General features: G+C 64.8%; 25 protein-coding genes, 2 tRNA genes and 1 pseudogene. 13 read left to right on the forward strand and 15 right to left on the reverse strand.

Annotated elements, in window-relative coordinates; translation table 11 throughout:
- Window positions 1–18: 18 nt before the first annotated feature.
- On the reverse strand, window positions 19–240 hold the full coding sequence (locus ABQJ48_RS04485; RefSeq protein WP_042321998.1) for an RNA-binding S4 domain-containing protein: 222 nt from the start codon (window positions 238–240) through the stop codon (window positions 19–21).
- Window positions 241–552: 312 nt separating this feature from the next.
- On the opposite strand from ABQJ48_RS04485, the gene ABQJ48_RS04490 reads away from it, so the two are divergent.
- Together ABQJ48_RS04490 and ABQJ48_RS04495 are read left to right on the forward strand one after the other, a co-directional pair.
- A complete protein-coding gene (locus ABQJ48_RS04490; protein WP_367836245.1) occupies window positions 553–1,008 on the forward strand; it encodes a hypothetical protein in 456 nt (151 codons plus the stop codon).
- A 116-nt stretch (window positions 1,009–1,124) separates the two neighbouring features.
- On the forward strand, window positions 1,125–3,308 hold the full coding sequence (locus ABQJ48_RS04495) for an ATP-dependent helicase (protein ID WP_367836246.1): 2,184 nt from the start codon (window positions 1,125–1,127) through the stop codon (window positions 3,306–3,308).
- Window positions 3,309–3,402: 94 nt separating this feature from the next.
- Here the strand turns inward: ABQJ48_RS04495 and ABQJ48_RS04500 are convergent, their stop codons facing one another.
- Window positions 3,403–4,170 carry a DUF4088 family protein gene (locus ABQJ48_RS04500; RefSeq protein ID WP_367836247.1) on the reverse strand — a complete coding sequence of 256 codons (768 nt, stop codon included), beginning with the start codon at window positions 4,168–4,170 and terminating at the stop codon, window positions 3,403–3,405.
- Window positions 4,171–4,447: 277 nt separating this feature from the next.
- Here ABQJ48_RS04500 and ABQJ48_RS04505 point away from each other — a divergent pair, with 277 nt between their 5' ends.
- On the forward strand, window positions 4,448–4,576 hold the full coding sequence (locus ABQJ48_RS04505; protein ID WP_367836248.1) for a hypothetical protein: 129 nt from the start codon (window positions 4,448–4,450) through the stop codon (window positions 4,574–4,576).
- An 8-nt stretch (window positions 4,577–4,584) separates the two neighbouring features.
- On the opposite strand, the gene ABQJ48_RS04510 is transcribed toward ABQJ48_RS04505, so the two are convergent.
- The 6 genes from ABQJ48_RS04510 to fdxA all read right to left on the reverse strand — a co-directional run bounded on the left by ABQJ48_RS04510 (window position 4,585) and on the right by fdxA (window position 7,148).
- On the reverse strand, window positions 4,585–4,908 hold the full coding sequence (locus ABQJ48_RS04510) for an AzlD domain-containing protein (protein ID WP_367836250.1): 324 nt from the start codon (window positions 4,906–4,908) through the stop codon (window positions 4,585–4,587).
- Complete coding sequence (locus ABQJ48_RS04515; RefSeq protein ID WP_367836252.1) at window positions 4,905–5,639, reverse strand: AzlC family ABC transporter permease; 735 nt, start codon at window positions 5,637–5,639, stop codon at window positions 4,905–4,907. The genes ABQJ48_RS04510 and ABQJ48_RS04515 overlap by 4 nt, the downstream gene beginning before the upstream one ends.
- 114 nt (window positions 5,640–5,753) lie before the next feature.
- Window positions 5,754–6,230, reverse strand: coding sequence for a CreA family protein (locus ABQJ48_RS04520; protein WP_367836253.1), 477 nt, complete (start codon window positions 6,228–6,230; stop codon window positions 5,754–5,756).
- Between the two features lie 266 nt (window positions 6,231–6,496).
- A tRNA-Asn gene (locus tag ABQJ48_RS04525) sits at window positions 6,497–6,572 on the reverse strand.
- A gap of 62 nt (window positions 6,573–6,634) precedes the next feature.
- Window positions 6,635–6,710: transfer RNA gene (locus ABQJ48_RS04530), tRNA-Asn, on the reverse strand.
- A gap of 114 nt (window positions 6,711–6,824) precedes the next feature.
- Window positions 6,825–7,148, reverse strand: coding sequence for a ferredoxin FdxA (gene fdxA / locus ABQJ48_RS04535; RefSeq protein ID WP_367836254.1), 324 nt, complete (start codon window positions 7,146–7,148; stop codon window positions 6,825–6,827).
- Window positions 7,149–7,449: 301 nt separating this feature from the next.
- Between fdxA and pncB the strand changes: the two genes are divergently transcribed.
- The 5 genes from pncB to ABQJ48_RS04560 all read left to right on the forward strand — a co-directional run bounded on the left by pncB (window position 7,450) and on the right by ABQJ48_RS04560 (window position 13,466).
- A complete protein-coding gene (gene pncB / locus ABQJ48_RS04540) occupies window positions 7,450–8,646 on the forward strand; it encodes a nicotinate phosphoribosyltransferase (RefSeq protein WP_367836255.1) in 1,197 nt (398 codons plus the stop codon).
- Between the two features lie 165 nt (window positions 8,647–8,811).
- Window positions 8,812–9,474, forward strand: coding sequence for a LutC/YkgG family protein (locus ABQJ48_RS04545; protein ID WP_367836257.1), 663 nt, complete (start codon window positions 8,812–8,814; stop codon window positions 9,472–9,474).
- A gap of 72 nt (window positions 9,475–9,546) precedes the next feature.
- Window positions 9,547–10,977 carry a sodium:proton antiporter gene (locus ABQJ48_RS04550; RefSeq protein WP_367836258.1) on the forward strand — a complete coding sequence of 477 codons (1,431 nt, stop codon included), beginning with the start codon at window positions 9,547–9,549 and terminating at the stop codon, window positions 10,975–10,977.
- A 54-nt stretch (window positions 10,978–11,031) separates the two neighbouring features.
- Window positions 11,032–12,021: a 2-hydroxyacid dehydrogenase gene (locus ABQJ48_RS04555; RefSeq protein WP_367836260.1), complete on the forward strand. Its 990-nt coding sequence runs from the start codon at window positions 11,032–11,034 to the stop codon at window positions 12,019–12,021.
- Window positions 12,018–13,466 carry a DNA recombination protein RmuC gene (locus tag ABQJ48_RS04560; RefSeq protein WP_367836261.1) on the forward strand — a complete coding sequence of 483 codons (1,449 nt, stop codon included), beginning with the start codon at window positions 12,018–12,020 and terminating at the stop codon, window positions 13,464–13,466. The genes ABQJ48_RS04555 and ABQJ48_RS04560 overlap by 4 nt, the downstream gene beginning before the upstream one ends.
- A gap of 191 nt (window positions 13,467–13,657) precedes the next feature.
- On the opposite strand, the gene ABQJ48_RS04565 is transcribed toward ABQJ48_RS04560, so the two are convergent.
- The 5 genes from ABQJ48_RS04565 to ABQJ48_RS04585 all read right to left on the reverse strand — a co-directional run bounded on the left by ABQJ48_RS04565 (window position 13,658) and on the right by ABQJ48_RS04585 (window position 20,716).
- Window positions 13,658–13,933, reverse strand: a complete 276-nt coding sequence (locus ABQJ48_RS04565; RefSeq protein ID WP_074764961.1) for a hypothetical protein — start codon at window positions 13,931–13,933, stop codon at window positions 13,658–13,660.
- 68 nt (window positions 13,934–14,001) lie between these two features.
- Entirely contained in the window at window positions 14,002–15,303 is a 1,302-nt protein-coding gene (moeA, locus tag ABQJ48_RS04570; RefSeq protein WP_367836262.1) for a molybdopterin molybdotransferase MoeA, read from the reverse strand.
- 60 nt (window positions 15,304–15,363) lie between these two features.
- Entirely contained in the window at window positions 15,364–15,990 is a 627-nt protein-coding gene (mobA, locus tag ABQJ48_RS04575) for a molybdenum cofactor guanylyltransferase MobA (RefSeq protein ID WP_367836264.1), read from the reverse strand.
- 11 nt (window positions 15,991–16,001) lie between these two features.
- The gene (gene moaA / locus ABQJ48_RS04580; protein ID WP_367836265.1) at window positions 16,002–17,111 is read right to left on the reverse strand and encodes a GTP 3',8-cyclase MoaA; all 1,110 of its coding nucleotides are present in this window, start codon (window positions 17,109–17,111) and stop codon (window positions 16,002–16,004) included.
- A 194-nt stretch (window positions 17,112–17,305) separates the two neighbouring features.
- Window positions 17,306–20,716, reverse strand: a complete 3,411-nt coding sequence (locus tag ABQJ48_RS04585) for an Rne/Rng family ribonuclease (protein ID WP_367836267.1) — start codon at window positions 20,714–20,716, stop codon at window positions 17,306–17,308.
- Window positions 20,717–21,444: 728 nt separating this feature from the next.
- On the opposite strand from ABQJ48_RS04585, the gene ABQJ48_RS04590 reads away from it, so the two are divergent.
- The 4 genes and pseudogenes from ABQJ48_RS04590 to ABQJ48_RS04605 all read left to right on the forward strand — a co-directional run bounded on the left by ABQJ48_RS04590 (window position 21,445) and on the right by ABQJ48_RS04605 (window position 24,503).
- Window positions 21,445–22,470 (forward strand): RluA family pseudouridine synthase, encoded by a 1,026-nt coding sequence (locus ABQJ48_RS04590; protein ID WP_367836531.1) that lies wholly within the window; start codon window positions 21,445–21,447, stop codon window positions 22,468–22,470.
- On the forward strand, window positions 22,463–23,122 hold the full coding sequence (locus ABQJ48_RS04595; RefSeq protein WP_367836269.1) for an HAD-IA family hydrolase: 660 nt from the start codon (window positions 22,463–22,465) through the stop codon (window positions 23,120–23,122). Before ABQJ48_RS04590 ends, ABQJ48_RS04595 begins: the two co-directional genes overlap by 8 nt.
- 16 nt (window positions 23,123–23,138) lie before the next feature.
- Window positions 23,139–23,471, forward strand: a pseudogene (locus ABQJ48_RS04600) (Rieske (2Fe-2S) protein); the annotation flags it as partial.
- Window positions 23,472–23,498: 27 nt separating this feature from the next.
- On the forward strand, window positions 23,499–24,503 hold the full coding sequence (locus ABQJ48_RS04605; RefSeq protein ID WP_367836270.1) for a S49 family peptidase: 1,005 nt from the start codon (window positions 23,499–23,501) through the stop codon (window positions 24,501–24,503).
- A gap of 41 nt (window positions 24,504–24,544) precedes the next feature.
- On the opposite strand, the gene ABQJ48_RS04610 is transcribed toward ABQJ48_RS04605, so the two are convergent.
- Window positions 24,545–25,264, reverse strand: coding sequence for an SAM-dependent methyltransferase (locus ABQJ48_RS04610; protein WP_367836272.1), 720 nt, complete (start codon window positions 25,262–25,264; stop codon window positions 24,545–24,547).
- A complete protein-coding gene (locus ABQJ48_RS04615) occupies window positions 25,261–25,875 on the reverse strand; it encodes a Maf-like protein (RefSeq protein WP_367836273.1) in 615 nt (204 codons plus the stop codon). Before ABQJ48_RS04615 ends, ABQJ48_RS04610 begins: the two co-directional genes overlap by 4 nt.
- A gap of 266 nt (window positions 25,876–26,141) precedes the next feature.
- On the opposite strand from ABQJ48_RS04615, the gene ABQJ48_RS04620 reads away from it, so the two are divergent.
- On the forward strand, window positions 26,142–26,786 hold the full coding sequence (locus ABQJ48_RS04620) for a YceD family protein (RefSeq protein ID WP_367836274.1): 645 nt from the start codon (window positions 26,142–26,144) through the stop codon (window positions 26,784–26,786).
- The last annotated feature ends 69 nt before the right edge of the window (window positions 26,787–26,855 follow it).

Below are 26,855 nucleotides of genomic sequence, written 5' to 3' on the forward strand. Positions count from 1 at the left end.
GATGCCCAGAACACGGCGTCAGTGCGCCTCGTGGACCGCAATGCGCGTATCGCCGAGCAGTACGACCTGGCCCGCGCGGATCTTGCAGGTCTTGCGCGTTTCGACTCGGCCGTCGACGGTCACCGCTCCGTCCGCGACCATCATTTTTGCCGAGCCGCCGCTGTCCGCGAGCCCCGTGATCTTCAACAGGTTGTGCAGTTCGACGTAGTCGCCCGTGAGCGTGAAATCGAGGTTGGGCATCGCGTTTGGACCTTCAGGCAAAGGGTTCGCATCATAAGCCACAAGCTTGCACTGGATGAAGAGCGGCGTGTGCACGACGCCCGCGCAAGCAAATGCAAGCAGTTGTTAGCCGATCATCGGAAAGTGAAACGTTGCGTAACGTGGGTCGTACAACGCGAAGTTCGCTCGTAGAGTCAAAAAACGTAGCACGACCTGCTGGTTCCCGAGCAAGGCGTCAGGAGCCGCAAATCGCGCGAGGTACTCGGGACGTCCCTGCCGAAAGAACAACCGGACACGACACCCATCTCACAACAACTTTCCAGAGGATTAACCATGACCCAGATTCGTTCGCTTCTGAGCGGTACCGCTCTCACGGCTTTTGCCGCTACCGCGGCAGTCGCGCAGACTGCGCAACCGGCCACCGGAGTCGCTGGCCACGCTCAGATACAGGCGCCGGGGGCCGATGTCGCCCCGGCGGCTCAGGGCGTGCAGCCGGTGACACCGGTGACGCCGGCGCCGACCCGCCTGACGGCGTCAGGTTCGACCGATCCGCTGGTGCAAAAGCGTGACGCCAACGCGAAGGCGAATGCCGAATATCGTGCGGCGAAGAAGGCGTCGAAGGCGGAATTGAACGAGCAGCAAAAGGCCGCCAAGGGGCAGTACAAGGAGCAGGTGCGCGACGCGAAGATCAATCAGAAGGCCGATAAGCAGGCCGCCAACAACGAAATGAAGATGAACATGGAAGGGCAGGCTGCGGCTCAGGCCGATGGCGCAGATGTCAAGCATTGAGCCAGCGCAGGCGCGAAGCACGGCGCGGCGGTGAAGGTTCGCTGTCGCGTCGTGCTTTGGGATGGTCTGAATGCAGGAGCCGGCATTAAAAAGGGTCGCTTGTCGCCGATGGTTGTATGGATATACAGTATGCGTCGCCATCCTCCGTCCACTCAAACGTCCAGGCCACCGTGCTCTCCGTCGCCGAATCTCCGCCGCCGTCCGATACCGCCGCCTGGCTGGCGAAACTCAATGTCGCCCAGCGGGAAGCCGTCGAACACGGCGCCAATACCCCCAATGCACCCCCCGGCGCACTGCTCGTGATCGCGGGCGCCGGCTCCGGTAAGACCAGCACGCTCGCGCATCGGGTCGCCAATCTCGTCGTGAAGGGCGTCGACCCGCGCCGCATCCTGCTGCTCACTTTCTCGCGCCGCGCGGCCCTCGAAATGACCCGCCGCGTCACGCGCATCGCCGGCGCGGCGCTTGGCGCGCGCGCTTCGCTTGCGCAAGGACTGACGTGGTCAGGCACGTTTCACAGCGTCGGCGCGCGGCTCTTGCGGGAGTACGCCGATCTGATCGGGCTCGCGCCGTCGTTCACGATCAACGACCGCGAAGACTCCGCGGACCTGATGAATCTGATGCGGCACGAGCTCGGGCTTTCCGCGAAGGAACGGCGCTTTCCGGCCAAGGGCACCTGCTTTGCGATCTATTCGCGCGTCGTGAACACGGGCGCCTCGCTCGGGCAGGTGCTCGACGACGCTTTCCCGTGGTGCCGCGAATGGGAAGCCGACCTGCGCATGCTGTTCGCCGCGTATGTGGACGCAAAGCAGAAGCAGAGCGTGCTCGACTACGACGATCTGCTGCTCTACTGGTCGCACATGGCCGCCGAGCCTGCGATCGCGGCCGACCTTTCGGCGCGCTTCGACCACGTGATGGTCGACGAGTATCAGGACACCAATCGCCTGCAGGCGTCGATCCTGCTCGCGCTGAAGCCGGACGGGCGCGGCCTCACCGTGGTCGGCGACGACGCGCAGTCCATCTACTCGTTTCGCGGCGCGACCGTGCGCAATATTCTCGATTTTCCCGCGCAGTTCGACCCGGCCGCGCGGCAGGTCACGCTGGAGCGCAACTACCGGTCCACTGCGCCGATCCTGGCCGCGTCGAACGCGGTCATCGAATTGGCCAGCGAGCGCTACACGAAGAACCTGTGGACCGACAAGGCGTCGGCGCAACGCCCGCGTCTCGTCACGGTCGCCGACGAAGCCGATCAGGCTCGCTACATCGTCGAACAGGTGCTCGAAGCACGGGAGCAGGGGATGAAGCTCAAGTCGCAAGCGGTGCTGTTTCGCGCCGCGCACCACAGCGCCGCGCTGGAGATCGAATTGACCCGGCGCAACATTCCGTTCGTCAAGTTCGGCGGGTTGAAGTTTCTCGATTCGGTGCACGTGAAGGACGTACTCGCGGTGCTGCGCTGGGCGGAGAATCCGCGCGACCGGGTCGCCGGTTTTCGGGTCGTGCAGTTGCTGCCGGGCGTGGGGCCGGCCACCGCGGCGAAGGTGCTCGACGACATCGTCGCGCGCGCAGGCAGCGGCAATCCCGTCGACACGGCGGCGCGCGCACTTGCCGCGTTTGCCGCGCCCGCGCGCACGCAGGAAGACTGGCATCCGTTCGTCAAGCTGATGTCGAGCGTGTACGGTCGGCAGACGCCGTGGCCCGCCGAGTTCGAGACGGTGCGGCGCTGGTACGAGCCGCATCTCGAACGCAATCACGAGGACGCCGCGATCCGTCATGCGGACCTGTTGCAAATGGAAAGCATCGCGGGCACGTATGCGTCGCGCGAGCGCTTTCTGACCGAGTTGACGCTCGATCCGCCCGATGCCACCAGCGACCAGTCCGGCGTGCCGCTGATCGACGAAGACTACCTGATCCTGTCGACGATCCATTCGGCAAAGGGGCAGGAGTGGCGCAACGTGTTCGTGCTGAACGGGGTCGACGGCTGCATCCCATCCGATCTCGGCACCGGCAGCGAAGATGAAATCGACGAGGAGCGGCGCCTGTTGTACGTGGCGATGACGCGGGCGAAAGAGGACCTGCACATCGTCGTGCCGCAGCGCTTTTACGTGCACAACCAGACGCATCTGGGCGATCGTCATGTGTGGGCATCGCGCACGCGCTTCATTCCCGCGCATTTGATGCCGCTGTTCGACGCGTATGCGTGGCCGCGCGTGCCGGCGCCGAGCGCGCCGACGACAGCCGGGCTGGCGGCGGCCGCGAAGGCTAAGGTCGAGATTGGTGCAAAGCTTCGGAAGATGTGGGATTGACGGGCGGCGTGCGTTGGCTGGGAGCGGGCGGAAGTGCGCAACCGCAACACCGCGGTTCTGCCGATGTTGGGTACCTAAGCCTCAAGCTGTGCAATCAGCGTGACTGTCGTTGCTGTTGCTGCGGCGCCGGACGGGGCGGCACGAAGAAGTTGCGCAGCCATGCCGCAAGGCGTGAGAACACGTCATCGGGCTCTTCGACGAATATCTCCGGTTTGAGCAGGCGCAGATACTCCATGATCTGCTGCGCTTCCTGTTTCTGGAATGAGCCATGCGAGATGCCGAGCCGCAGCAGCCCGCGCAGTTCGCCGAGCTTCTCGCGCGCGGTGCTGCCCACGCTGGTTTCGCACGCGACCTTGGCTTCGTAGACCCGCTGGCGCAACGATTCCACCAGCCGCCATGCCGGCGTCTGCATGACTTCCTCCAGCGCCTGGATGTCTTGCGCCGCGCTCCTGATCTGCGCGGCCAGCGGGTCGACCAACGCGGCGTCGCCTTCGGCTTCCTTGACGATCGCCGCCGCCCAGTCGCGGCATTGCTTGGTCAACTCTTCCGGCGTCCATTCCGAGCGCGCCGCGAAGCCGAAACCGAACTCGCCCGCCTGCCGCATCAGGATCGCGACGACATCCGGAAATTCCTTGTCGAGCGTGCGCTTGGCCCATGCGTACTGGCCGCCCTGCAGCATCCGTTGGACCGCGTGTTCGGTCAGCGGCACCATGTTGTCGAGCAGCTTGGCGCGCAAGAAGTCCTCGAACGACGGCGTCGCGAACTGCGGGTCCAGCTTCAGCGAAACCCGCAAAAACGCGTCGAAATCCTTGCGCAGCGACGCAATGGTCTCGTCCTTGAGCGTGAGGGTGATTTGACCCATGTCTTATCCCGTTTGGTGCTGCCGCACGGCCTTGTCGCGTCGCCCGGCCGCACGCGGACGTTGGGCGGCGCGAGCTCGGATGCCGACGCGGTTGATTCCTGCCTGTTGCCGCCTCATCCACGGGATGAATCCCGATGCGCGGACCTCGACTTGTTATCGGCGGATTGCAGGGCAAACTTGAGAGCGTGCGGGTCGCGGGGGATGCATCTGGAGGCGGCTGTCGTGCGCGGTGCGTCGAAGGTGACGGGGACGGACGGCGTCGAGCTCGAGGGCAACGTTGCGCGAACAGATCGTGGATTTCGGGCACAGCCAGAGCCAGAGCAGTTTCCGCCAGGCGCTACCGGTGGCGCGCAGTATCGGCCTCGGCGCGGGGCCTGTGGCCGACAGTCTGATCGATCCGTGCTGATCGCGTGCCTACTTCAACACGACGCATTGCCAGACCAAAAACACCGTCAGGCCAACCGCGATCGTCACTAACGGCCGCCGCGTCAGCGCACTGACGACGATGGCGGCGAGCGCGCCGACCAGCTGCGGGTTGCGCCAGGTTAGTTCGGCGCCGGCGCCGTGCGGCGAAACCGCCATTGGCACGATGATCGCCGTCAGCACGGTAACCGGCACGAAACCGAGCGCGGTGCGCACGAGCGGCGGGAATACGAGCCGCTCCCCCAGCACGAACACGGCCGCGCGGATCAGCCACGTGATGAGCGCCATACCGAGGATGAGAACGACGTAGTTCATCGGGTGGCCTCCGGGGTTTCGCGCGAATCGCGCTGAGTGAGGCGCGAGATCGACAGCAGCACGCCGATCGCCACGCCCGCGAACACCGCGGCGAGCAGGCCTAGCTTGTACGGCCAGGCCTGCCAGAGAAAGGCGAGCGTCCCGGCGGTCGCGGCGGCCGCAATGTAGCGCAGCGCGACGAGTTGCGGCACGACGATGGCGATGAAGGTGGCGACCATCGCGAAATCGAGTCCGAGCGATTGCAGGCCGGGGAACGCCGCACCGAACAGCAGGCCGGCGATCGTCCAGAGCTGCCAGTTCAGGTACATCGCGAGGCCGGCACCGAAAAAATAGTGCGGACCGACCGTGCCCGGTTCGCGACGCCTGTAGTGTTCCCACGCGACCGCGAAGACTTCGTCGGTGAGCAGCGCGCCGAGTGCGCAGCGCCAGCGGGCCGACAGATGCGCGACGTGCGGCGCGAGCGTCGCGCTGTACAGCACGTGACGCAGATTGACGACGAGCGTCGTCGCCCAGATCACGGCGAAACTCGCATGGCCGGCGATCAGGCCCAGCGCGATGAATTGCGCGGAGCCGGCGAACACGACGAGCGACATCAACTGGCCGTGCCACAGATGCAGCGGGCCGGATGCGACGAGCGTGCCGAAAATGACGCCGAACGGTGCAGCGCCGACCATCATCGGGATGATGTCGCGTGCGCCGGCGGCGAATTCCTTGATGTGGCCTGGGCTCATGGTCTGGCTTGAGGTGAGTGGATCAATCCAGCCTCCTTGATTCGGCAAGCTTAGCGGGGATTGGGGGGGGCGCCGGCGCACTCCTGGAGCGAAGCGTCTCGCCGTAGCCGGCGACTACTTGACCGGGATGATCGTGCCGGCCGGCATCGGCACGGCGCTGACGCTGTTTTTCGCGCTGCCGCTCACGACCCGGTCGCTATAAGTCAGATACACGAGCGCGTTGCGCTTGGCGTCGACCACGCGCACCACGTGCAGCGACTTGAAAATCAGCGACATGCTGACGGAGAACACATCGGCCTGCTGCTTCACCGGGCCCGTGAAGTGAACCGCGCCGACCTGGCGACAGGCGATCGACGCTTCGGTAGGGTCCTCGGCGATGCCCAGCGTGCCCTTGATGCCGCCGGTGCGCGCGCGCGACACATAGCAGGTCACGCCTTGAACGATCGGATCGTCATAGGCCTCGACGACCACGCGGTCCGAACCCGTGACGTGAAAATTGGTGTTGACGCTGGCGATTTCTTCGCCGTGCACGGACGGCAGTAGCACAGTGGTGGCGACTGCAAGCGCGATGCGCAATGAGGTTGATTTCATGGATTGCCGCGAAGAGCGTCTGGATTGGGCGCGAGACGCGCTGGGAAATCGCCATCGTATAACGGCATGCCCGGCAGAGGGTGGCGCTGCTCGTATGAGCCAGAGACGCGCGTTGGCGCGCAGCGCGTTCGATAATACCTACCGAGCGCAGAAACGTCTGCGTTGAGCCAACCACGCCACGATCGGCCATCGCGAAGAATGCGGCGCGCGGAACTGCTGGCGCAAAAAGAAAAAGGCCCGCACGAATGCGGGCCTTCCGAATTTTTTGGCTCCTCGACCTGGGCTCGAACCAGGGACCTACGGATTAACAGTCCGGCGCTCTACCGACTGAGCTATCGAGGAACAGCAGTACAACTTGATCTACATAAAAAAACCCGTCTTGGTTAACGGGCTTTTGCAATTCTTGGCTCCTCGACCTGGGCTCGAACCAGGGACCTACGGATTAACAGTCCGGCGCTCTACCGACTGAGCTATCGAGGAACAGAACAACAACAGCAGAGAAGCGAAATTGTAGGGGCAGCTTTTATGCCTGTCAATACCCTGCGTTTATCCCAATTTTGTCCGATTGCGACGACGTTTGACAGGCGCAAGCGCTCAGCGCGCGAGCAGCGCGAGCTTTTCCTTCACGTCCTTGAATTCTTCGGCTTCCGGCAGCGGCGCCTTGGTCTTGGTGATGCTCGGCCAGTTCTTGGCCAGATCGGCATTCAGTTCGATGAAGTCCTGCTGGTCGCCCGGCACGTCTTCTTCGGCGTAAATGGCGTTCACCGGGCACTCGGCTACGCACACGGCGCAGTCGATGCATTCGTCGGGGTCGATCGCGAGGAAGTTGGGACCTTCGCGAAAGCAATCTACCGGGCACACATCCACGCAGTCGGTATAGCGGCACTTGATGCAGCTTTCGGTCACAACGTGAGTCATTCAGGCAGCTCCTGCATGCGGAATCAGGGAAGGCGCAATCGCCAAAAGCGTTATTGTAACGTAACGTCAAGTGGCACATACAGCGTCGCCTAACGCCTCTTATATGTTTTCGTGATTAGTTTATGGCGCGCGGCGACGGAGTTTCGTCCGGGCACGCAGTACCCGTGCGTCGGCGCGCTGACGCCTGCCGCGTTCGGGTAACATGCGACAGGCCGGCGCGTAGGGGCGCCGCACACGCGCGGGTGAGTCGGGCCTTTGAGTCGGGCCTTTTCGTTTCTTCAGCGGTCCAGTTCGCACCATCATGATCATTACTTCGCTGCTCGATACCGATCTGTACAAGTTCACGATGATGCAAGTGGTCTTGCATCATTTCCCCGCTGCGAACGTGGAATACCGTTTCCGCTGCCGCACGCCGAATGTCGATCTGGTGCCGTATATCGGCGAGATTCGCGACGAAGTGCGCGAGCTCTGCGAACTGCGCTTCACCGACGACGAACTCGAGTACTTGCGGCGCATGCGCTTCATCAAGGGCGACTTCATCGAGTTTCTCGCGCTGTTTCATCTGAACGAGAAATACATATCCATCGAACCGTCGCCTAAGGGCAATGGCGAAATCGACATCGAGATCAAGGGGCCTTGGCTGCATACGATCCTGTTCGAGATCCCGATGCTCGCCATCGTCAACGAAGTCTACTTCCGCAACACGCAGCAAACCCCCGACTACAGCGAAGGGCGCGGCCGCCTCGTCGAGAAGATGCAATTGCTGGGCGCGCGTTCCGAATTCGCCGACTGCAAGATCGCCGACTACGGCACGCGCCGCCGCTTCTCCAAGCAATGGCACGAGGAAGTGATTCTCACGCTGAAAGACGGTCTGGGCGAGCAGTTCGCCGGCACCAGCAACGTCTTCTACGCGATGAAGCACAGCCTCACGCCGCTCGGCACAATGGCGCATGAATACCTGCAGGCGTGCCAGGCGCTCGGCCCGCGGCTGCGCGATTCGCAGATCTTCGGCTTCGAGATGTGGGCCAAGGAATATCGCGGCGACCTGGGTATCGCGCTGTCCGACGTGTACGGCATGCAGGCTTTCCTGCGCGACTTCGACATGTACTTCTGCAAGCTGTTCGACGGCGCGCGCCACGATTCCGGCGATCCGTTCGACTGGGGCGAGCGCCTGCTCAGGCACTACGAGGCAAACCGCTGCGACCCGCGCACCAAGGTCCTGGTGTTCTCCGACGCGCTCGACATTCCGAAGGTCCTGCAACTCTATGAGCGCTTTCGCGGCCGCTGCAAGCTGGCCTTCGGCGTCGGCACGAACCTGACCAACGACCTGGGCTACAACCCGCTGCAGATCGTCATCAAGATGGTTCGCTGCAATGGTCAGCCGGTGGCGAAGCTGTCCGATTCGCCGGGCAAGAACATGTGCGAGGACAGGGCCTATCTCGCCTACTTGCGCCAGGTGTTCGGCATCGCCCAGCCCGAAGACGAAGCGGCACAGTAACCCGCTTCGCGCACCACTCCGGGTTCATGTAACGGCTCGCGTGACCATCACTTTGAACGCGCGGGCGCCGCCTCGCAATGGGCCGTTTGGCCAGGGTGTTCGCGCGCAGGGCGGCCGGTATAATCCTCGTCACTTCGCACGGCTGTCGACATGAGGATTTCGCATATGGACACATCGATTGCCCGCCGCAACATCCTCGCGCGCATTCGCGCGGCGCAAGGGCGCGAGCCTGAGCCGTCCACGGCCGAGCGCGAGGTCGCGGCGGATTATCTGGCGCGCCATCCCGCCGGTCCGCGCCCGGAGATGCCGGCCGACCTGGGCGCGCGCTTCATTGAAGAAGCGCAAAGAATGGCGAGCACGGTCGACATCGTTCAGACGCTCGCCGAGGTGCCGGCCGCCGCGCACCGCTATCTCACGCAGCATGGCTTGCCCCTGCAGGCCATCGCGTGGCAAACGTTGCAAGACCTCCAGTGGGCCGAGGCCGGACTTTCAGTCGAATTTCGCAAGCCGCAAGACGGCGACGTGGTCGGTCTCACCGGCTGTTTCTGCGCCACCGCCGAGACCGGCACCCTCGTGCTGCTGTCCGGGCCGCAAACCTACGCATCAGCCGGCCTCCTGCCGGAAACGCACATTGCCATCGTGCCGGCTTCGCGCATCGTCGCCGGACATGAGGAAGCGTTCGCGCTGATGCGCAAAGAGCGCGGCGAACTGCCCCGCGCCGTCAATTTCGTCTCCGGGCCTTCGCGCACCGGCGATATCGAACAGACCATCGTGCTCGGCGCACATGGCCCGTATCGGGTGCATGTGATCGTCGTGCAGGGTGCCTGAGCGAGTACGGTGGCCGCTCTGCCACGCGCGCCTGGCCACTCGCAATGCTCGCTAAAAAAGGAATTCAGGAATATGAATCGTCATCCCGCGTGGGCGAGGATGTCGCTCGCCGGCGCATTGATGCTGGCCGCGTGGTCGCAACCGGCGTGCGCGTCGACCCTCGACGGCGCGCGTCTCTCGGCGCTATGGGGGCTGCCGTTCGCGGGCGTGCTGCTGTCGATCGCGGTATTGCCGCTGGTCGCGCCCGCGTTCTGGCATCACCATTTTGGCAAGATCGCGGCTGCGTGGGCACTCGCCTTTCTGGTGCCATTCGCGCTCAGCTTCGGCGTGCACGAGGCGTTCTCCGAACTGGCGTATGCAATGCTTGCCGAGTACGTTCCGTTTATCGTGCTGCTGACGGCGCTGTACACGGTCGCGGGCGGCATCTGCGTGCGCGGCAATCTGCACGGCACGCCGCGCGTGAACACGGCGATTCTCGCGTTCGGCACGTTGATCGCCAGCGTGATGGGCACGACCGGTGCGGCGATGCTGCTGATCCGTCCGCTGCTGCGCGCCAACGACAATCGCCGGCACACGGTCCATGTGGTCGTATTCTTCATTTTTCTGGTGGCAAACGTGGGCGGTTCGCTCTCGCCGTTGGGCGACCCGCCGCTCTTTCTGGGCTTCCTCGAAGGCGTCAGCTTTTTTTGGACCACGATGCACCTGGCGCTGCCGATGCTGTTCGTCAGCACCGCGCTGCTGGCCGGTTTCTATGCGCTCGACTCGTATTACTTTCATCAGCGTGAAGAGGAGCGCTCGCCCTTTCTCGATCCGACGCCCGAGGGCGCGCCGCGCGGCATCGACGGCAAGATCAATTTTCTGCTGCTGGCGGCCGTGATTGCACTCGTGCTGATGAGCGGGCTGTGGCGGCCTGCGGTGAGGTTCGACGTGTTCGGCACGCACGTCGCGTTACAGAATGCGGTGCGCGACGTCGCGCTCATTGCGGTCACGGTGCTCTCGCTCGTGTTGACGCCGCGAGCGGCGCGTGCGGGCAATGACTTCAACTGGGCGCCGATTCAGGAAGTGGCGAAACTGTTCGCCGGCATCTTCGTGACCATCGCGCCGGTGATCATGATCCTGCGCGCCGGCGAGGCGGGCGCGTTCGCGGGCATCGTCCATCTGGTCAACGATCCCGCCGGCCAACCGCGCGACATCATGTACTTCTGGGCGACCGGCCTGTTGTCTTCCTTTCTCGACAACGCGCCGACCTATCTGGTGTTCTTCAACCTGGCCGGCGGCGATGCGCAGACCTTGATGACCACCGGCGCGACGACGCTCGCCGCCATTTCGGCGGGCGCGGTGTTCATGGGCGCGAACACGTATATCGGCAACGCGCCGAACTTCATGGTGAAAGCAATTGCACAGTCGGGCGGCGTTCGCATGCCGGGTTTTTTCGCCTTCATGGGCTGGTCCGGCGTCGTGCTGCTGCCGCTCTTCGCGCTCACTGGCTGGCTGTTTTTCTAAGGCTGATTTCCGCGCCGGCGCAACTGCGATCGACGCGCTATACGGAGAATTGCAATGCAGAAGATCCTCGTCGCCCGCTCGATCTTTCCCGATGTGATCGACCGGCTCAAACAGTATTTCGACGTCGACTGCAATCAGGGCGACGTGCTGCCCGCCGACGAACTGAAACGCCGTCTCGCAGACAAGGACGGCGCGCTGACCGCGGGCGAGCCGATCGACGCCAGCGTTCTGGCAGCCGCGCCGCGTCTGCGCGCGGTGGCGAACATGGCGGTGGGCTATAACAACTTCGACATGGCTGCGTTCAACGCCGCCAACGTGCTCGGCACCAACACGCCGGACGTGCTGAACGAGTCGACCGCCGACTTCGGCTGGGCGCTGATGATGGCCGCGGCGCGCCGCATCGCCGAATCGGAGCACTGGCTGCGCGCGGGTAAATGGCAGAAGTGGAGCTACGACGGCTTTCTGGGCAACGATCTGTACGGCTCCACGCTCGGCGTGATCGGCATGGGCCGGATCGGCCAGGCGCTTGCGCGTCGCGCGAAGGGCTTCAACATGCCGGTGCTCTATCACAACCGCTCGCGCGTGGCGCCGCAGATCGAGGCCGAGCTGAATGCGCAACATGTGTCGAAGCAGGACCTGTTGCGCCGCGCCGATCATGTCGTGCTGGTCGTGCCGTACTCCACGCAAAGCCATCACACGATCGGCGCGGCCGAACTCGCGCTGATGAAACCGACCGCAACGCTCACCAACATCGCCCGCGGCGGCATCGTCGACGACGCGGCGCTGGCCCACGCGCTGCGCACCAAGCAGATCGCGGCGGCCGGTCTGGACGTGTTCGAAGGCGAGCCGCATCTGAACCCCGAGCTGCTGAATGTGCCGAACGTCGTGCTCACGCCGCATATTGCGAGCGCGACCGAGGCTACGCGCCGCGCAATGGCGAACCTCGCTGCGGACAACCTGATCGCCGCGCTGGGCGAAGGGCCGCGCGCCGGCCAGCCGCCGAATCCGATCAACCCGCAGGTGATCGGCAAGGCCCGTTCATGATGACGCTTCTCGTGGCGGCGGTCGCGGTGCTGGCGGTCGCATTGGTGATCACGGTGGCGCTACTGGTGCGGGCTCAGACCCGCGCGGACGACCGGGAGCAGTTCGAACTACTGAACGAACGCATCGATGTCGCCGCGCACACGCAAGCACACGCGTATGAGCGCCTCGAACGGCAGCTGCGCAACGACATCGCCGAGACCGCGCGCGTGTCGCGCGCCGAGCAGAGCGGCGGCTTCGCGCACTTTCAACAGACGCTCGCCGCGCAGTTCAGCAGCATGACCACGGTGCAAAGCGGCAAGATCGACGGTTTCGCGCAGCAACTGGACGCGGTGCGTCACAGTCTGCACGCGCAAGCCCAGCAGGCGCGCGATGAACAGGCCCGCACGCTGAAACAGTTCGGCGACACGCTGAGCCTGCAGTTAGGACACCTCACCGAGGCGAACGACCGGCGCTTCGCCGAAGTGCGCGCGACCATCGAACAGCGGTTGAAGGATATCGAGGCGAACAACTCGGCCAAGCTCGAAGAAATGCGCCGCACCGTCGACGAAAAACTGCACGCCACGCTCGAACAGCGTCTGGGCGAATCGTTCAAGCTGGTGTCCGACCGGCTCGAACAGGTGCATAGCGGCCTGGGCGAGATGCGAACGCTGGCGGCCGGCGTCGGCGATCTGAAGAAGGTGCTCACCAACGTCAAGACGCGTGGCACGTGGGGCGAAGTGCAGCTCGAAGCGTTGCTCGAACAATTGCTCACGGCCGATCAATACGCGAAGAACGTCGCCACGGTGCCCAAAAGCACGGAGCGTGTCGAGTTCGCGATTCGCTTGCCGGGACGCGCGGAGCAGGGCACGGCGGCCTCGCCCGTGTGGCTGCCGATCGACGCCAAATTCCCGCGCGAAGACTACGAGCGTCTGATCGAAGCGCAGGAGCGAGTCGATCCGGTCGCGGTCGAAGAAGCGTCCCGCGCGCTGGAAGCGCGGATTCGCGCGGAGGCGCGTGCGATAGCCGAGAAGTATGTGGCGCCGCCGTACACCACCGACTTCGCGCTGCTGTTTCTGCCAACCGAAGGCCTGTATGCGGAAGTGCTGCGCCGGCCCGGGCTCACGGATCTGCTGCAACGCGACTATCGCGTGACGATCGCGGGACCGACCACGCTGACCGCGTTGCTCAACAGTTTGCAAATGGGCTTTCGCACGCTCGCAATCGAAAAGCGTTCGAGCGAAGTGTGGCAGGTGCTCGGCGCGGTGAAAACGGAGTTCGGCAAATTCGGCGATGTGCTGGCGAAGACCAAGGCGCAGCTGGAAACCGTCACGCGTTCGATCGAAGCGGCGGAAACCCGCACGCGCGCGATGAGCCGCAAGCTGCGTGACGTCGAGGCTTTGCCGGGGGAGGCGGCGAGCGGTCTGCTCGGCGATGCGCTGTCGAGCGTGGACCCCGACGAGCAATGAGCTTGCAGCCGATGTGTCGCGCGTCTTGCGCCAGCAGCGCTCGCATCGACGGCCGCGCGCGGCGGCGCGCGTCGAGCCAGGCCGCTTGCGTCGCAACAAGGACGTGCGTGGGACCCCCGGACTGCGCCCGTTCCTGGATCAGCGAAGCCGGCGCCGCTCCGCCAGCGCGGCGGCGCCAACCGCCAAGGGCGTTATGCCTCTTCCGGCGCGTCCGTCAGATGAATTTCGATGCCGCCGAAGCGCGAGGCCACCCAGTTGTATGCATGGCAGGCGATCCATAGCAGCACGAAGCCGAGAATCGCGTTCAGCAGCAGCGCACTGAATACCGTGCTCAGTTCCACCGAGCCGTAGCGTATGAACGCGACCAGTACGCCCAGCAGCACGATCGGCACCGAGAAAGTCAGATACACGAGAATAAGTGCTTTAGCCGTCTGTCCAGGCGCAATGAACGATATCTGTTTTTTCATGTGGTCCAACCCGTCTGTCGTTGTCGTAGTAGTAATGCGACAGCTCTAAGCGGCTGTCGATGCAAGCGTTATACGAGACCGTCGAAAAGCATGATCGCGACGCGTTCTCCCTCGCCGATTGCGCCTTCGTCGTGTCCGAGCACGATAAAGCAATTGGCTTCGCTCATCGAACTCAGCACGCCCGAGCTTTGCGAGCCGGTCGGCGTGACGTGCCACTGCCCGTGCCGGTCCTGCTGCGCGACGCCGCGCTGGAATTCGGTGCGGCCGGCGCGTTTGTGGATGGCCTGGCGGCTCGTCGCGTGGATCGTCGGCAGCGGGCCGGGCGTTGCTCCCGACATCAGCAGCAGCACTTCTCGCACGATCTGATAGAACGCCACCATCACGGCAACCGGGTTACCCGGCAAGCCGAAGAATATTGCCGGCTGCCCCGCGCCCGGCCGCGCGCCGGACCAGATGCGGCCAAACGCCAGAGGTCGCCCCGGGCGCATCGCCAGACTCCAGAACGCGACGTCGCCGAAGCTTTGCAGCAGTTGCCTCGTGAAATCCGCCTCGCCCACCGATACGCCGCCGGAGGTCAACACCACGTCGGCGCTCGCCGCGGCGCTGCGCAACGCGGCATCCAGCGCGGCGGGCTCGTCGCACACCACGCCGAGATCCAGCGCGTCGACGTTCAGGCGCCGCAGCATGGCAAACAGCGTGTAGCGGTTGCTGTCGTACACGCAGCCTGCATCGAGCGGCTCGCCGAGCGAGCGCAATTCGTCGCCGGTGGAAAAGAACGCGACCCGCAAGCGCCGCCGCACGTTCACTTCGCCAATCCCGAGCGATGCCAGCAGCCCGAGGTCCGTTGCCTGCACGATGCGGCCAGCCCGCAGGGCGGCATGCCCGCGCGCGAGATCTTCGCCCGCGAGGCGGCGGTTCGCGCCGGCCGCTACGGCGTTTGCCGCAAAGCGGATCGAACCAGCATCCGCGCTGCGCTCGACCAGTTCCTGCGGCACGACCGTGTCGCAGTCCGCGGGCATGCACGCGCCGGTCATCACGCGCACGCATTGGTCGGCGTTGACGCGACCCGCGAACGGATGACCGGCCAATGCCTTGCCGATCACCGTCAGCGCGATGCCCGAGCCTCCCGTTGCCAGCGCCGCGCGGTTGAACGCGTAGCCGTCCATCGCGGAATTGTCATGCGAAGGAACGTCGATCGGCGACACGATGTCGGCCGCCAGCACTCGGCCGAGCGCATCCCGCAACGCCACGCGTTCCACGGCCGTCACCGGTGCCGCCCACTGGCGAACAATCGCCTGGGCGGCCGAAACGGGGAGCGCGTGAGGGTCGTATTGCGCGACGCAGCGGGAAAATTCGTTAAGCGTGGTCATGAAGGGCTGGGCGTCGCGACCGGGGACGGCCGCGGGGGCTGCCGTGCGGCCGGCCGGACATCAACCGGGGCCTCGATTGCGTTCGAGGTCGGCGAGTTCTTGTAACGAGTTGGCATTGTAAAACGCTCGCTCGTCGGTAAAGACGACTTCCACCGTGCTGTGGCGTGCGTACCACGCGCGGACTTTTCGCTCGCCTGCGGCCAGGAACGCGGCGAGATCGTCCGCGAGACCGGTGCGCAGCAGCGCGAAGACGGGATGAAGGGAGGTGTTGCCGTTGGCGGCGACGGTGACGGCGGTGGCGATGTCGGCCTGGTTCCCGTCCAGCGCGTGCGCGAGGCGCGCGGCGAGATCGGCGGGAAGCCAGGGGGAGTCGCACGGTGCGCTCAGGAGATACGGCGTCGCGCTCGCGCGCAGCCCGGCGAGCAGGCCCGCTAGCGGTCCCGGGAAACCGGGCAGCGTATCGGCCACGATGGCGGCGCCGAATGGCGCACCGAGCGCGGCATAGGTGTCGGGATGGCGGTTGGCGCTGATCAGCAGCGCGCCGGTTTGGGGCGCGAGGCGCCGCAGCACGTGCACGGCGAGCGGCTCGCCGTGCAGCGTCTGCAGGCCCTTGTCGAGCCCGCCCATGCGCATGCCGCGACCGCCGGCGAGCAGCAGGCCGGTGATCTGTTCACGCGGGATTGGCATGCGCCGGCCGCTCAGCCGCCGATGTACGACATTTCGACCCGGCGACCAGCGTGCTCGCCCGAGTCGGCCGTGTGGCTACCGCGCAGTTGCGAATAGCGGTCGCCGCGGCCTTGCCAGATTTCCGCGATGACTGTGGCGATCTCGGCATCGCTCGCGCCGTTGCGCAGCAACGCGCGCAGGTCATGTCCGGCCGATGCGAACAGGCACAAGTACAGCTTGCCTTCGGTCGACAGGCGTGCGCGCGTACACGTGCCGCAAAACGCGCGGGTGACACTCGAAATCACGCCGATTTCCCCGCCACCGTCCGCGTAACCCCAGCGCTGCGCGGTCTCCGCAGCGCTGTGCGCTTCGAGCGGCACCAGCGGGAAGTGCTCGGCGATACGCGCGACGACGTCCGCCGACGGCAACACTTCTGCCATGTTCCAGCCGTTGGACGTGCCCACGTCCATGTATTCGATAAAGCGCAGCACCGTGCCCGAGCCTTTGAAGTGCCGCGCCATCGGCAATATTTCGCCGTCGTTGGTGCCGCGCTTGACGACCATGTTGACCTTGAGCGGCGCGAGCCCCACCGCCTGCGCCGCGGCGATGCCGTCCAGCACGTCGGCGACCGCGAAGTCGGCGTCGTTCATGCGGCGAAACAGGGTGTCGTCGAGCGCGTCGAGACTGACGGTGACGCGCGTCAGCCCAGCATCTTTCAGGCTACGGGCCTTGCGCTCCAGCAAGGAGCCGTTGGTGGTCAGCGTCAGATCGAGAGGGCGGCCGGCCGGGGTGTTCAATTGCGCGAGCCGCTCAATCAGGAATTCGAGGTTTTTGCGCAATAGCGGCTCGCCACCCGTCAGCCGAATCTTTTCGACGCCATGTGCGATGGCCAGCCGTGCCAGGCGTTCGATTTCCTCGAAGCTCAACAATGCGCTATGCGGGAGGAACGCGTAGTCCTTGTCGAAGACGGCGCGCGGCATGCAGTAGACACAGCGAAAATTGCAGCGGTCCGTCACCGAAATGCGCAGGTCCCGTAGTGGACGCGACAGCGTGTCGTGCAGTACGCCACTTGGCGTCTGCATGGGGCCGGCGATAACCGGCGCCGCGCTGAGGTCGGCAACTGGGATGATGCGTCGGGACATGAGGTGCGTCTTCCGGGTGCTTCTCTAATGGAACAGCCAAGTCTTCATTCTATCGGAAATGTTTTTGATGCAGCCGGCTCCCGGCCTTCCCGGGTCCCGAAGCGGCATCGCGCGGTGCGCCCGGCTTGCCGTTTCTGTCCGTACAAGAAAAAAGCCCGCCGATGAGGGCGGGCTTTCTGGGTGCGACGGGCAGCTTACTGCGGGTGCTTGCCGGTTTCCACCTGTTGCATTGGCGCGCTCTCGACGGGCGGCAGCGGTTTGCGCTCACGCACCGGGCGGGCCGGCTTGACGGTCTGCGCAGCGGCTTCCTGCGCGGCACGCCATTTCTCGGTGTCGGTGTTCACCCACACGAGACCTGCCTGCTCCAGCACCGGCTTCAGGGCTTCCGCCGACACCGCGCCGCCGCGCGGCTGTGCCGGCTGCTGCGCTGCGGCCACTGGCGCAGGCTCGACGGCAGCTTGCTGCGCTGCGGTTTCGGCGTGGACCGGCTGCACTTCGACCGTTTCGGCTTGCGGCGCCGGCGTGTGCGCCGGTGCTTCGATCACCGCCGCCGGAGCCACGCTCTCGCCAGCAGGCGAAGCGGTCGGCGCTTGCGCTGCTGCGGCTTCGCGATGCCCTTGTGCCGGCGCTTCGACAGGCGCGAGCGGTTCGATCACACGAGCGGTCTCGCTGGCGCCCGGAGTGGCTTCTGCCACCGGCGCTTCGGCAACCGGCGCTTGCGCGACCGGCGTTTCCACGACAGGCGCATGTGCGACCGGGGTTTCGACGACAGGCGCGTGTGCGACCCGGGTTTCGACGACAGGCGCGTGTGCAACGGCCGCTTGTGCGACCGGCGCTTCCACGACCGGTTCCGCCGCTGCAGGCTCAACCGCGGCCGGCGTGACCGGCGCCTGGTCGAACGGCACGGTCGTTTCCGTTTTTGCAGCCAGCTCGGCGGCCAGAGCGGGGGTTTCGGTTGCTGCGTGCAACTCCGTCACGACGGCGGTTTCCGTTGCAACAGCCGCGACCACGACTTCCACCGGCGTCACCTGGTCCGCTTCGCGGACTTCCGCTTGATGCTCGACCGGCTGTTGAGCCGCGCGCAACGGTGCGTCGTCGCTGACGCTAAGGTTCTCGCCTTCGGCTTCCGCGACATCTGCTGCGAGGTTGCCGTTGAGGTCCTCTTCACGCTCGCGACGGCCACCGCGACGGCCACGGCGACGACGACGGCGCTCCTCACCGTCACGTGCTACCGCTTCCTGATCGACCGGTGCGCCGCTTTCGCCCAGCGCGACCTGGCTGCGCGCCAGTTCGTCTGCCGGTTGGGCTTCGGCTTGCGTCGTCAGGGCATCGGTAGTTTCGGTTTGCGGCTTGCGTCGTTCGCCGCGCTCGCCCCGTTCGCGGCGCTCACCGCGTTCCGGACGTTCACCGCGCTCTGCGCGCGCCGGGCCTTCCACGGTTTCGGCGCGCTCGGCAGCGCGACTGTCGCGTTCACGGTTTTCGCGACCTTCACGTGGTTCGCGACCCTCACGCGGCTCGCGTGCTTCACGCGGTTCACGGCCCTCGCGGGCCTCACGCGGCTCACGCGCTTCACGATTACCGCGCGGCTCGCGAGCCTCGCGGGGTTCACGACCTTCGCGTGCTTCACGCACGTCGCGACCTTCACGCGGTTCGCGCTCTTCGCGACGCTGCGACGGCTGCTGGCCCTGAGCCTGACGGCCACCGCTCGTGCCTTCGCCGCGAGCCGCCGCGTCGCGGCCAGGCGCGCCGCCACGGCGGTTGCGATTGCGCTCGCCGCCGCGTTCGCCGGTGCGCTCGCCGCGCTCCGCACGCTCGCCGCGTTGTGCACGCACCTGTTTCTCGGTTGCTGCCGGCACGACAGGCGCCGGTACGGCCGGCTGCATGCCGAACAGATTCTTCAGCCAGCCGATGAAACCGCCGCTCGCCGACGGCACCGCGACCGGAGCCGGGGCCTCCACCGGGCGCACCGGCGCGCTCGGCGCCGGCTTTTCAGGCGTGATGCCCTTGACCGCCGCTTCCTGCTTCGGCTTCACTTCCTCGGTGCGCTTGCTGTAACCGGTTTCGGATTCCAGTTCGTGGGCCGCTTCTTCGGCCATCTTCCATGAAGCGCGCGGCTCGTCGAGGCGCGCGTCGTCGTGACGCAGGCGCTCGAGCTTGTAATGCGGCGTATCGAGGTGCTTGTTCGGAATCAGTACGACATTGACCTTGAAACGCGACTCGATCTTGTTGATTTCGGCACGCTTTTCATTCAACAGGAAGGCGGTCACTTCGACCGGCACCTGGCAATGGATCGCCGCGGTGTTTTCCTTCATCGCTTCTTCCTGAATGATCCGCAACACTTGCAGCGCGGACGATTCGGTGTCGCGGATGTGGCCCGTGCCGTTACAGCGCGGGCAAGTCACATGGCTGCCTTCCGACAAGGCCGGGCGCAGACGCTGCCGCGACAGTTCCATCAGGCCGAAGCGCGAGATCTTGCCCATCTGGACGCGTGCGCGGTCGTGCTTGAGCGCGTCTTTCAGGCGCTGCTCGACTTCGCGCTGGCTCTTGGCCGACTCCATGTCGATAAAGTCGATCACGATCAGGCCGCCCAGATCGCGCAGGCGCAGCTGGCGGGCGACTTCGTCGGCGGCTTCGAGGTTGGTGCGCGCGGCCGTTTCCTCGATGTCCGCGCCCTTGGTGGCGCGCGCCGAATTCACGTCGATCGCGACCAGCGCTTCAGTGTGGTCGATCACGATCGCACCGCCCGAAGGCAGCGGCACCGTGCGCGAGTACGCCGTTTCGATCTGGTGTTCGATCTGGAAACGCGAGAAGAGCGGCACGTCGTCGTGGTAGCGCTTGACCTTGCCGACGTTGTCCGGCATCACGATGTCCATGAAGGCGCGGGCCTGGTCATGGATTTCGGTGGTGTCGATCAGGATTTCGCCGATATCCGGCTGGAAATAGTCGCGAATCGCGCGGATCACGAGGCTCGATTCGAGATAGATCAGCATCGGCTGGCCGCTCGAACCGCTCTGCGACGCGGCTTCGATCGCGCGCCACAGCTGCATCAGGTAGTTCAGGTCCCACTGCAGTTCTTCGGCGCTGCGGCCAATGCCGGCCGTGCGCGCGATGATGCTCATGCCTTCGGGCAATTGCAGTTGCGCCATGGTTTCGCGCAGTTCCTGACGGTCGTCGCCTTCGATCCGGCGCGACACGCCACCGCCGCGCGGGTTGTTCGGCATCAGGACGAGATACCGGCCGGCGAGCGAGATGAACGTGGTCAGCGCCGCGCCCTTGTTGCCGCGCTCTTCTTTTTCGACCTGAACGATCAGTTCCTGCCCTTCCTTCAGCGCGTCCTGAATGCGCGCGGAGCGCATGTCGACGCCGTCGCGGAAGTACTGGCGCGCGACTTCCTTGAACGGCAGGAAGCCGTGGCGGTCTTCGCCGTAGTTGACGAAACAGGCTTCGAGCGACGGCTCGATACGGGTAATGATGCCTTTGTAAATATTGCCTTTGCGCTGTTCGCGGCCGGCGGTTTCGATGTCGATATCGATGAGTTTTTGCCCATCGACGATGGCGACGCGCAGTTCTTCCTGCTGCGTCGCATTGAACAACATGCGTTTCATTGAACGACTCCAGAGCGGCTCAGGCTGCCCCTGCTGCGCGGGTGTCAGCCGCGAAAGCGAAGAGGCACGCGCATGCCGCGCTTTATAGTGTTTTCACGAACACGCTGGAGCGGGAAATCTGGCGGGAGAATTGCCTGAGAGGGCCCGGCCCATTGACGAATGGGCGCGGTGCCGCAGGGCACATGCGAACACGGCTTCAAATAACGACCCGACACGCCGCGGGTTCTGCCGGCAGACCCTCGTCAGCCTTTGGCCCTCTCGCCGGTGCGCCAACTGGGCGCGTGACCGGAAGGTCGAAGGTTGCGGTCGTGCCGCAGCGGGAAGTTCGCGCAGGCGGCGCGTCTTTTCCTGCTGGGGGTGTCTCGCCTCATTTTGACGTCGCCATGTCTTGTACTTTCTACAAGACGCCTCGGGCGCACGCCGTATTTTCGCAACCCGCAGCTTCGTCAAGCAGGGCGTCACACCGCCCGATACCGAAGCTGAAGGTTAAATTCTTTTTTACCAAAATTCCGTTACCGTGGAAGCCGACCTTGACCGAACGCGCCTGTGGGCGCCGTCCCTGCCGGGTACTGACTTCGTGCGTGCAACTCGTTGCATCTCAAATTGAGGGTGAGCAACCAGACCCCGGCGCAAGTAAAATAGACGTTTATCGCTTGCACCTGCGCAGTCCGCCCGAATTCCGGTCACTGCGCCGGCCGCCGCAGACTGCTGGGCAAATTATATTCAGAATGAAAGAGTTAGGCAAAAAATCCCAGAAATCGGTCGCAAGCGACCAGGTCTCGGTCCTGGAGATCGACGACAGCGCGGCCGGACAGCGCATCGACAATTTCTTGTTGCGCGTCTGTAAGGGCGTGCCCAAGAGCCACATTTACCGCATTCTGCGCAGCGGCGAAGTGCGCGTAAATAAGGGCCGGATAGATGCGCAGTACCGTCTTGCACTCGGCGACCTGGTGCGCGTGCCGCCCATTCGCGTCGCGCAACCGAATGAAGCGGCAGCCTACGCGAGCGTACCGAGCGCGAACTTCCCGATCATTTTCGAAGACGATCACCTGCTCGTCATCGACAAGCCGGCCGGCGTTGCGGTCCATGGCGGCAGCGGCGTCGCGTTCGGCGTCATCGAGCAGATGCGAGAAGCGCGGCCGCAGGCGAAATTCCTCGAACTGGTGCATCGGCTGGATCGCGAGACGTCCGGTATCCTGATGCTCGCCAAGAAACGTGCGGCGCTCGTGAATCTGCACGAGCAGATCCGCGAGAACCAGATGGACAAGCGCTACTATGCTTGCGTGCACGGCGAGTGGGCGAGCGACTGGGGCCGCCGCCGCGCGGTCAAGGTGCCGCTGCACAAGTACCTGACGGCGGACGGCGAGCGCCGCGTGCGCGTGCAGGACGACGGGCTGGCTTCGCACACCGTTTTCAATCTGATCGACAGCTGGCCCGAGTACGCGCTGCTCGAGGCGGAGCTGAAGACAGGCCGCACGCATCAGATTCGCGTCCATTTGCAGCATCTGGAACTGCCGATCGTGGGCGATGCCAAATACGGCGACTTCGCGCTGAACAAGGCGCTGGCGCGTGCCAACGCCAAACCGGGTCTGAAACGCATGTTTCTGCACGCGTACCGGCTCAAACTGACGCATCCGGCCACCGGCGCGCCGCTGCAATTCGAGGCGCCAATGCCCGCCGAATGCCGCAGCTTCATCGCGCAGCTCAACGAACGACGAAATGGGTCAACCCCGGAGACGACACCGCATGGCTAGAGAGCAATTTGACCTGATCGTTTTCGACTGGGACGGCACGCTGATGGATTCGACGGCACACATCACCCGCAGCATCCAGGCGGCCTGCCGCGATCTCGGCTTGCCGGTTCCCGCCGACGAAGCCGCGAGCTACGTGATCGGTCTGGGCCTGCGCGAAGCGCTGCAGCTCGCCGCGCCCACCCTAGATCCGGCCGACTATCCGCGACTCTCCGAGCGTTACCGCTTCCATTACCTGGTAAAGGATCAGACCACCGAACTGTTCGCCGGGGTGCGCGAGATGCTGCGCGATTTGCGCGATGAGGGCTATCTGCTCGCTGTGGCGACGGGCAAGAGCCGCGTCGGGTTGAACCGCGCGCTCGACCAGGCACGCCTGACGAGCCTGTTCGACGGCACGCGCTGTGCCGACGAGACCTTCTCGAAACCGCATCCCGCGATGCTGCACGAGCTGACGCGCGAACTGGGGCAGGATCCGGTGCGCACGGTGATGGTCGGCGACACCACGCACGACCTGCAGATGGCGATCAACGCGGGCGTTGCGGGCATCGGCGTGACTTACGGCGCGCATCCGGCCGGCTCGCTGAGCGCACTTGCGCCCAAATTCGTCGCATCTAGCGTCAGCGCGCTATCCGGCTGGCTGCGAGAGAACGCATGAGCGCGGACCCGGCCGCGGACGTGGGGCCGGCCGCGCCGCGCAGCTTGCCGGCGGCGATGTCGTGGTGTTTTTCGTTCGCTACGAGGGCCGGGCCTACGGTTACCTGAACCGCTGCGCGCACGTGCCGATGGAACTGGATTGGGCCGAGGGACAGTTCTTCGAGTCGTCCGGTTTATACTTGATGTGCGCTACACACGGCGCGATCTACGCGCCCGATACCGGCAAATGTGTCGGGGGCCCCTGCCGCGGCGGCAGATTGCGTCCGGTCCACGTCGAGGAGCGCGACACGCCGGAGGGCCGGGCCGTGTTCTGGTTGCCTGACGGCGAACTGCGTCCTGCCGCGCCCTGACTCTTCCCATCCCTTTGCACAGCACGCATGTCCGACAATTTGACTCCTGAGCCGAAGGACCCAGCCATGACCGGCCGTGCGCGCACGTCCTCCGACGAACCCGGTTGGGAGAGGGCGGCGCTCGAACGCATCGCGCTAGCGGCAATCACCGAGCAGCGCTCGGCGCGGCGCTGGAAGATTTTCTTCCGCTTTGTATTCCTGATCGTGCTGATGCTGCTGGTATGGCTGGCGCTCACTTTTTCCGGCGACCGGGTCGCCGTCACGGGCCGCCACACAGCCATGGTGACACTGGACGGCGAAATTTCCGCGGACACCAATGCGAACGCCGAAGACGTCAACACGGCCTTGGACAGCGCGTTCGACGACTCGGGCACGGCCGGCGTGATCCTGCGCTGCAACAGCCCCGGCGGCAGTCCTGTGCAGGCTGGCATCATCTATAACGAAATCCGGCGCTTGCGCAGCAAATACCCGTCGATCCCGCTGTATGCCGTGGTGGGGGACATGTGCGCGTCGGGCGGCTACTACGCCGCCGCGGCGGCGGAAAAGATTTACGTGGACAAGGCGAGCATCGTTGGTTCGATCGGTGTGCTGATGGACAGCTTCGGCTTCACCGGCCTGATGGACAAACTGGGGATTCAGCGTCGGCTGCACACGTCGGGTGAAAACAAGGGTTTTTTCGATCCGTTCTCACCCGAAACGCCGAAGATGGACCAACACGCGCAGGACATGCTGGATCAGATCCACGCGCAATTCATCGACGCGGTGCGTCAGGGCCGCGGCAAGCGTCTGCATGAAACACCCGACATGTTCTCCGGGCTATTCTGGACCGGGCAGAAAAGCGTGCAGTTGGGTCTCGCCGATGGGTTCGGCGACACCGACTACGTGGCGCGTGAACTGTTCAAGGCGCCAGACATCGTCGATTACACCGTGAAAGAGAGCATCACGGATCGCGTCGCGCGCAAATTCGGCGCGGCCGTTGGCAGCGGTGCCGTTCATGCGATGGCGCTGGGCGGGAAGTTCGGTTTGCGGTGAGCGGGGCGTTATCCGTCTGACGGACTCAAGCAGGTCTGCCGTTAGAACGCCAGCATCAGGAAAATAGCGGGCCGTTTATGCAGGTCGATTGGCGGCTTCTTCTTCCAGTCGGCCACACTATGACTGGCGATGGTTTCCGTCGGCAGCGTCAGGTCGACTGCAACGCACAGGCGCGTCGATGGCGCGCACGTCCCCAGCAACGTATCGAGCAGCGGGCGATTTCGGTAAGGCGTCTCGATAAAAATCTGCGTCTGCCTGGCTTTGCGCGACTGCTGTTCCAGGTCCCGCAGACGGGCCGCGCGTTCGGCGGGATCGACCGGCAAGTAGCCGTGAAACGCGAAGCTCTGCCCGTTGAGCCCCGAAGCCATCAAGGCCAGCAGAATCGAACTCGGCCCGACCAACGGCACGACTTTCACGCCGCGCTCGTGCGCGCGGCGCACGAGCAACGCACCGGGGTCCGCGACCGCCGGACAGCCGGCCTCCGAGACGAGCCCAGCGTCGGTGCCTGCAACGAGCGGCGCCAGCAGCTTGTCGATGTCGACCGCCGGCGTATTGACGTTCAGTTCCCGGATCTCGATTTCCTGGATCGGCCGCTCGGCGCCGACTTTCTTCAGGAATGCACGGGTGCTTTTGGCGTTTTCGCCGATGTAATAGTGCAGTGATGCGGCGCGCGCCCGCACCGGGGCGGGCAGGACGGCGTCGAGCGTGGCGGCGTCGCCTTCGCCGAGGGTGTTCGGTATCAGGTAGAGCGTGCCGCTCATGATGTCCCCAGAAGTGGATAACCGGCTGTCAGCAACATGCGCGACAGTGCGATCAACGGCAGGCCGACAAGCGCGGTGGGATCGTCGGAATGGATGGCTTCGAGCAGCGCGATGCCAAGCCCTTCGGACTTGGCGCTGCCTGCGACGTCGTACGGCGTTTCGGCGCGCAGATAGGCCTCCAGCGCGGAGTCGGGCAAGTGGCGAAACTGTACGCGCGTCAGCACGTCGACGGTTTGCGCTGTGCCGGACGCGCTGTCAAACAGACATAGCGCGCTATGGAACAGCACTTCGCGGCCGCGCATCGCCCGCAGTTGGGCCAGCGCATTTTCGTGCGAACCGGGTTTGCCGATCTGCAGGCCGTCGTAAGTGGCAACCTGGTCGGAGCCGATCACCAGTGCGGTGTCCGCATCGATGGCGCTCGCGACGGCGCGGGCTTTGGCTTCGGCAAGCCGCAATGCGGTGACTACGGGGGTTTCGCCGGCGAGCGGCGTTTCATCGACCGCGGGTACGACGACATCGAACGGCACGCGCAGGCGTTGGAGCAACTCGCGCCGATACGGCGAACTCGACGCCAGAACGAGGCGTGGCGGGCGTTTGGAGGAATCTGGCATGGTCAACCGACGGCTAGGGAGGCGGGGCGAACGCGGCTGCGGGGAACTCGCGCGCGTACGGGCTTAAGTGTTTGACTCAAAAAGACAAAACGGATATGATCTCGGGCTTTTCATCGGTATGCTGGCGCTATGCGGGTCATGGCGAGTTCGATCGAACTTACCCGAGCGAACGTACTCGGGCGTGCCGCCGCAGGCTTCGCGGGCTGTCTGCACACCGATCAACCTGGCGGTTTATCCCGGCGAAATCTGCCGAGGCAGGAGCGCACATGACTCAACATCCTGGCAACCCTGCAGGTCTGCCCGACCCGCATGAGCTCGATCTGTTCGAATTTGCGCGGAGTGGGCGCCAGGCCGCGGGTGTAGTACGCGTCTCGCAACTGCCGCGCATGTTAAACGAAGTCCCGGCGGAAGCGCCAGAGCGCGACACTGCGTTCACCTGGCAAGCCGAAGGGGCGACGCAGCCGGAACTGCAGGACGACGGCACCGAGGGTCCCCAGCCTTATTTGAGGATGGCGATTCACGGCGCTGCATGGCTTGAATGTCAGCGGTGCATGAAGCCGTATTCGCAGGCGTTCAACGTCGATGCAACTTACCGGATCGTCGCCACTGAGGCGCAAGCCGAAGAGTTTCCGCTCGACGAGGATGAAGTCGAGGTGATCGTGGGCTCGCGCCAGTTCGATCTGATCGACTTGATCGAAGAAGAGTTGCTGCTTTCCTTGCCGCTCGTGCCCAAGCACGACGTGTGTCCGGAAGTGCACGAGAGCCTTGTCTCGGGTGTGGCTGGAGCCGAAGGCGAGGGCGATGAAGCCGCAGCGGACGAATCCGGTGAAGGCGACGAGCCCGAGCGGCCCAATCCGTTCGCGGCGCTCGAACGTCTCAAGCGCGGTGAGCCGGGCGACGAGAAGCACTGAACAGTTGCATGGGAGCGCGATGCGGGCGCATTGGCCGTTTGGCCGATGGCGGCGACCGGGTCGGGCTGT

The organism is Paraburkholderia suaedae, assembly GCF_040812055.1.
Lineage (GTDB): Bacteria > Pseudomonadota > Gammaproteobacteria > Burkholderiales > Burkholderiaceae > Paraburkholderia.

Coding starts and splice junctions, on each gene's coding strand:
- ABQJ48_RS04490 (WP_367836245.1), top strand. CDS start 553: ATGACCCAGATTCGTTCGCTTCTGAGCGGTACCGCTCTCACGGCTTTT.
- ABQJ48_RS04590 (WP_367836531.1), top strand. CDS start 21,445: ATGAAAGAGTTAGGCAAAAAATCCCAGAAATCGGTCGCAAGCGACCAG.
- ABQJ48_RS04615 (WP_367836273.1), bottom strand. CDS start 25,875: ATGCCAGATTCCTCCAAACGCCCGCCACGCCTCGTTCTGGCGTCGAGT.
- ABQJ48_RS04555 (WP_367836260.1), top strand. CDS start 11,032: ATGCAGAAGATCCTCGTCGCCCGCTCGATCTTTCCCGATGTGATCGAC.
- ABQJ48_RS04495 (WP_367836246.1), top strand. CDS start 1,125: ATGGATATACAGTATGCGTCGCCATCCTCCGTCCACTCAAACGTCCAG.
- ABQJ48_RS04595 (WP_367836269.1), top strand. CDS start 22,463: ATGGCTAGAGAGCAATTTGACCTGATCGTTTTCGACTGGGACGGCACG.
- ABQJ48_RS04520 (WP_367836253.1), bottom strand. CDS start 6,230: ATGAAATCAACCTCATTGCGCATCGCGCTTGCAGTCGCCACCACTGTG.
- ABQJ48_RS04610 (WP_367836272.1), bottom strand. CDS start 25,264: ATGAGCGGCACGCTCTACCTGATACCGAACACCCTCGGCGAAGGCGAC.
- moeA (WP_367836262.1), bottom strand. CDS start 15,303: ATGACCACGCTTAACGAATTTTCCCGCTGCGTCGCGCAATACGACCCT.
- moaA (WP_367836265.1), bottom strand. CDS start 17,111: ATGTCCCGACGCATCATCCCAGTTGCCGACCTCAGCGCGGCGCCGGTT.
- ABQJ48_RS04500 (WP_367836247.1), bottom strand. CDS start 4,170: ATGGGTCAAATCACCCTCACGCTCAAGGACGAGACCATTGCGTCGCTG.
- ABQJ48_RS04585 (WP_367836267.1), bottom strand. CDS start 20,716: ATGAAACGCATGTTGTTCAATGCGACGCAGCAGGAAGAACTGCGCGTC.
- ABQJ48_RS04510 (WP_367836250.1), bottom strand. CDS start 4,908: ATGAACTACGTCGTTCTCATCCTCGGTATGGCGCTCATCACGTGGCTG.
- ABQJ48_RS04620 (WP_367836274.1), top strand. CDS start 26,142: ATGACTCAACATCCTGGCAACCCTGCAGGTCTGCCCGACCCGCATGAG.
- ABQJ48_RS04565 (WP_074764961.1), bottom strand. CDS start 13,933: ATGAAAAAACAGATATCGTTCATTGCGCCTGGACAGACGGCTAAAGCA.
- ABQJ48_RS04545 (WP_367836257.1), top strand. CDS start 8,812: ATGGACACATCGATTGCCCGCCGCAACATCCTCGCGCGCATTCGCGCG.
- ABQJ48_RS04515 (WP_367836252.1), bottom strand. CDS start 5,639: ATGAGCCCAGGCCACATCAAGGAATTCGCCGCCGGCGCACGCGACATC.
- ABQJ48_RS04550 (WP_367836258.1), top strand. CDS start 9,547: ATGAATCGTCATCCCGCGTGGGCGAGGATGTCGCTCGCCGGCGCATTG.
- mobA (WP_367836264.1), bottom strand. CDS start 15,990: ATGCCAATCCCGCGTGAACAGATCACCGGCCTGCTGCTCGCCGGCGGT.
- ABQJ48_RS04485 (WP_042321998.1), bottom strand. CDS start 240: ATGCCCAACCTCGATTTCACGCTCACGGGCGACTACGTCGAACTGCAC.
- ABQJ48_RS04560 (WP_367836261.1), top strand. CDS start 12,018: ATGATGACGCTTCTCGTGGCGGCGGTCGCGGTGCTGGCGGTCGCATTG.
- ABQJ48_RS04605 (WP_367836270.1), top strand. CDS start 23,499: ATGTCCGACAATTTGACTCCTGAGCCGAAGGACCCAGCCATGACCGGC.
- pncB (WP_367836255.1), top strand. CDS start 7,450: ATGATCATTACTTCGCTGCTCGATACCGATCTGTACAAGTTCACGATG.
- fdxA (WP_367836254.1), bottom strand. CDS start 7,148: ATGACTCACGTTGTGACCGAAAGCTGCATCAAGTGCCGCTATACCGAC.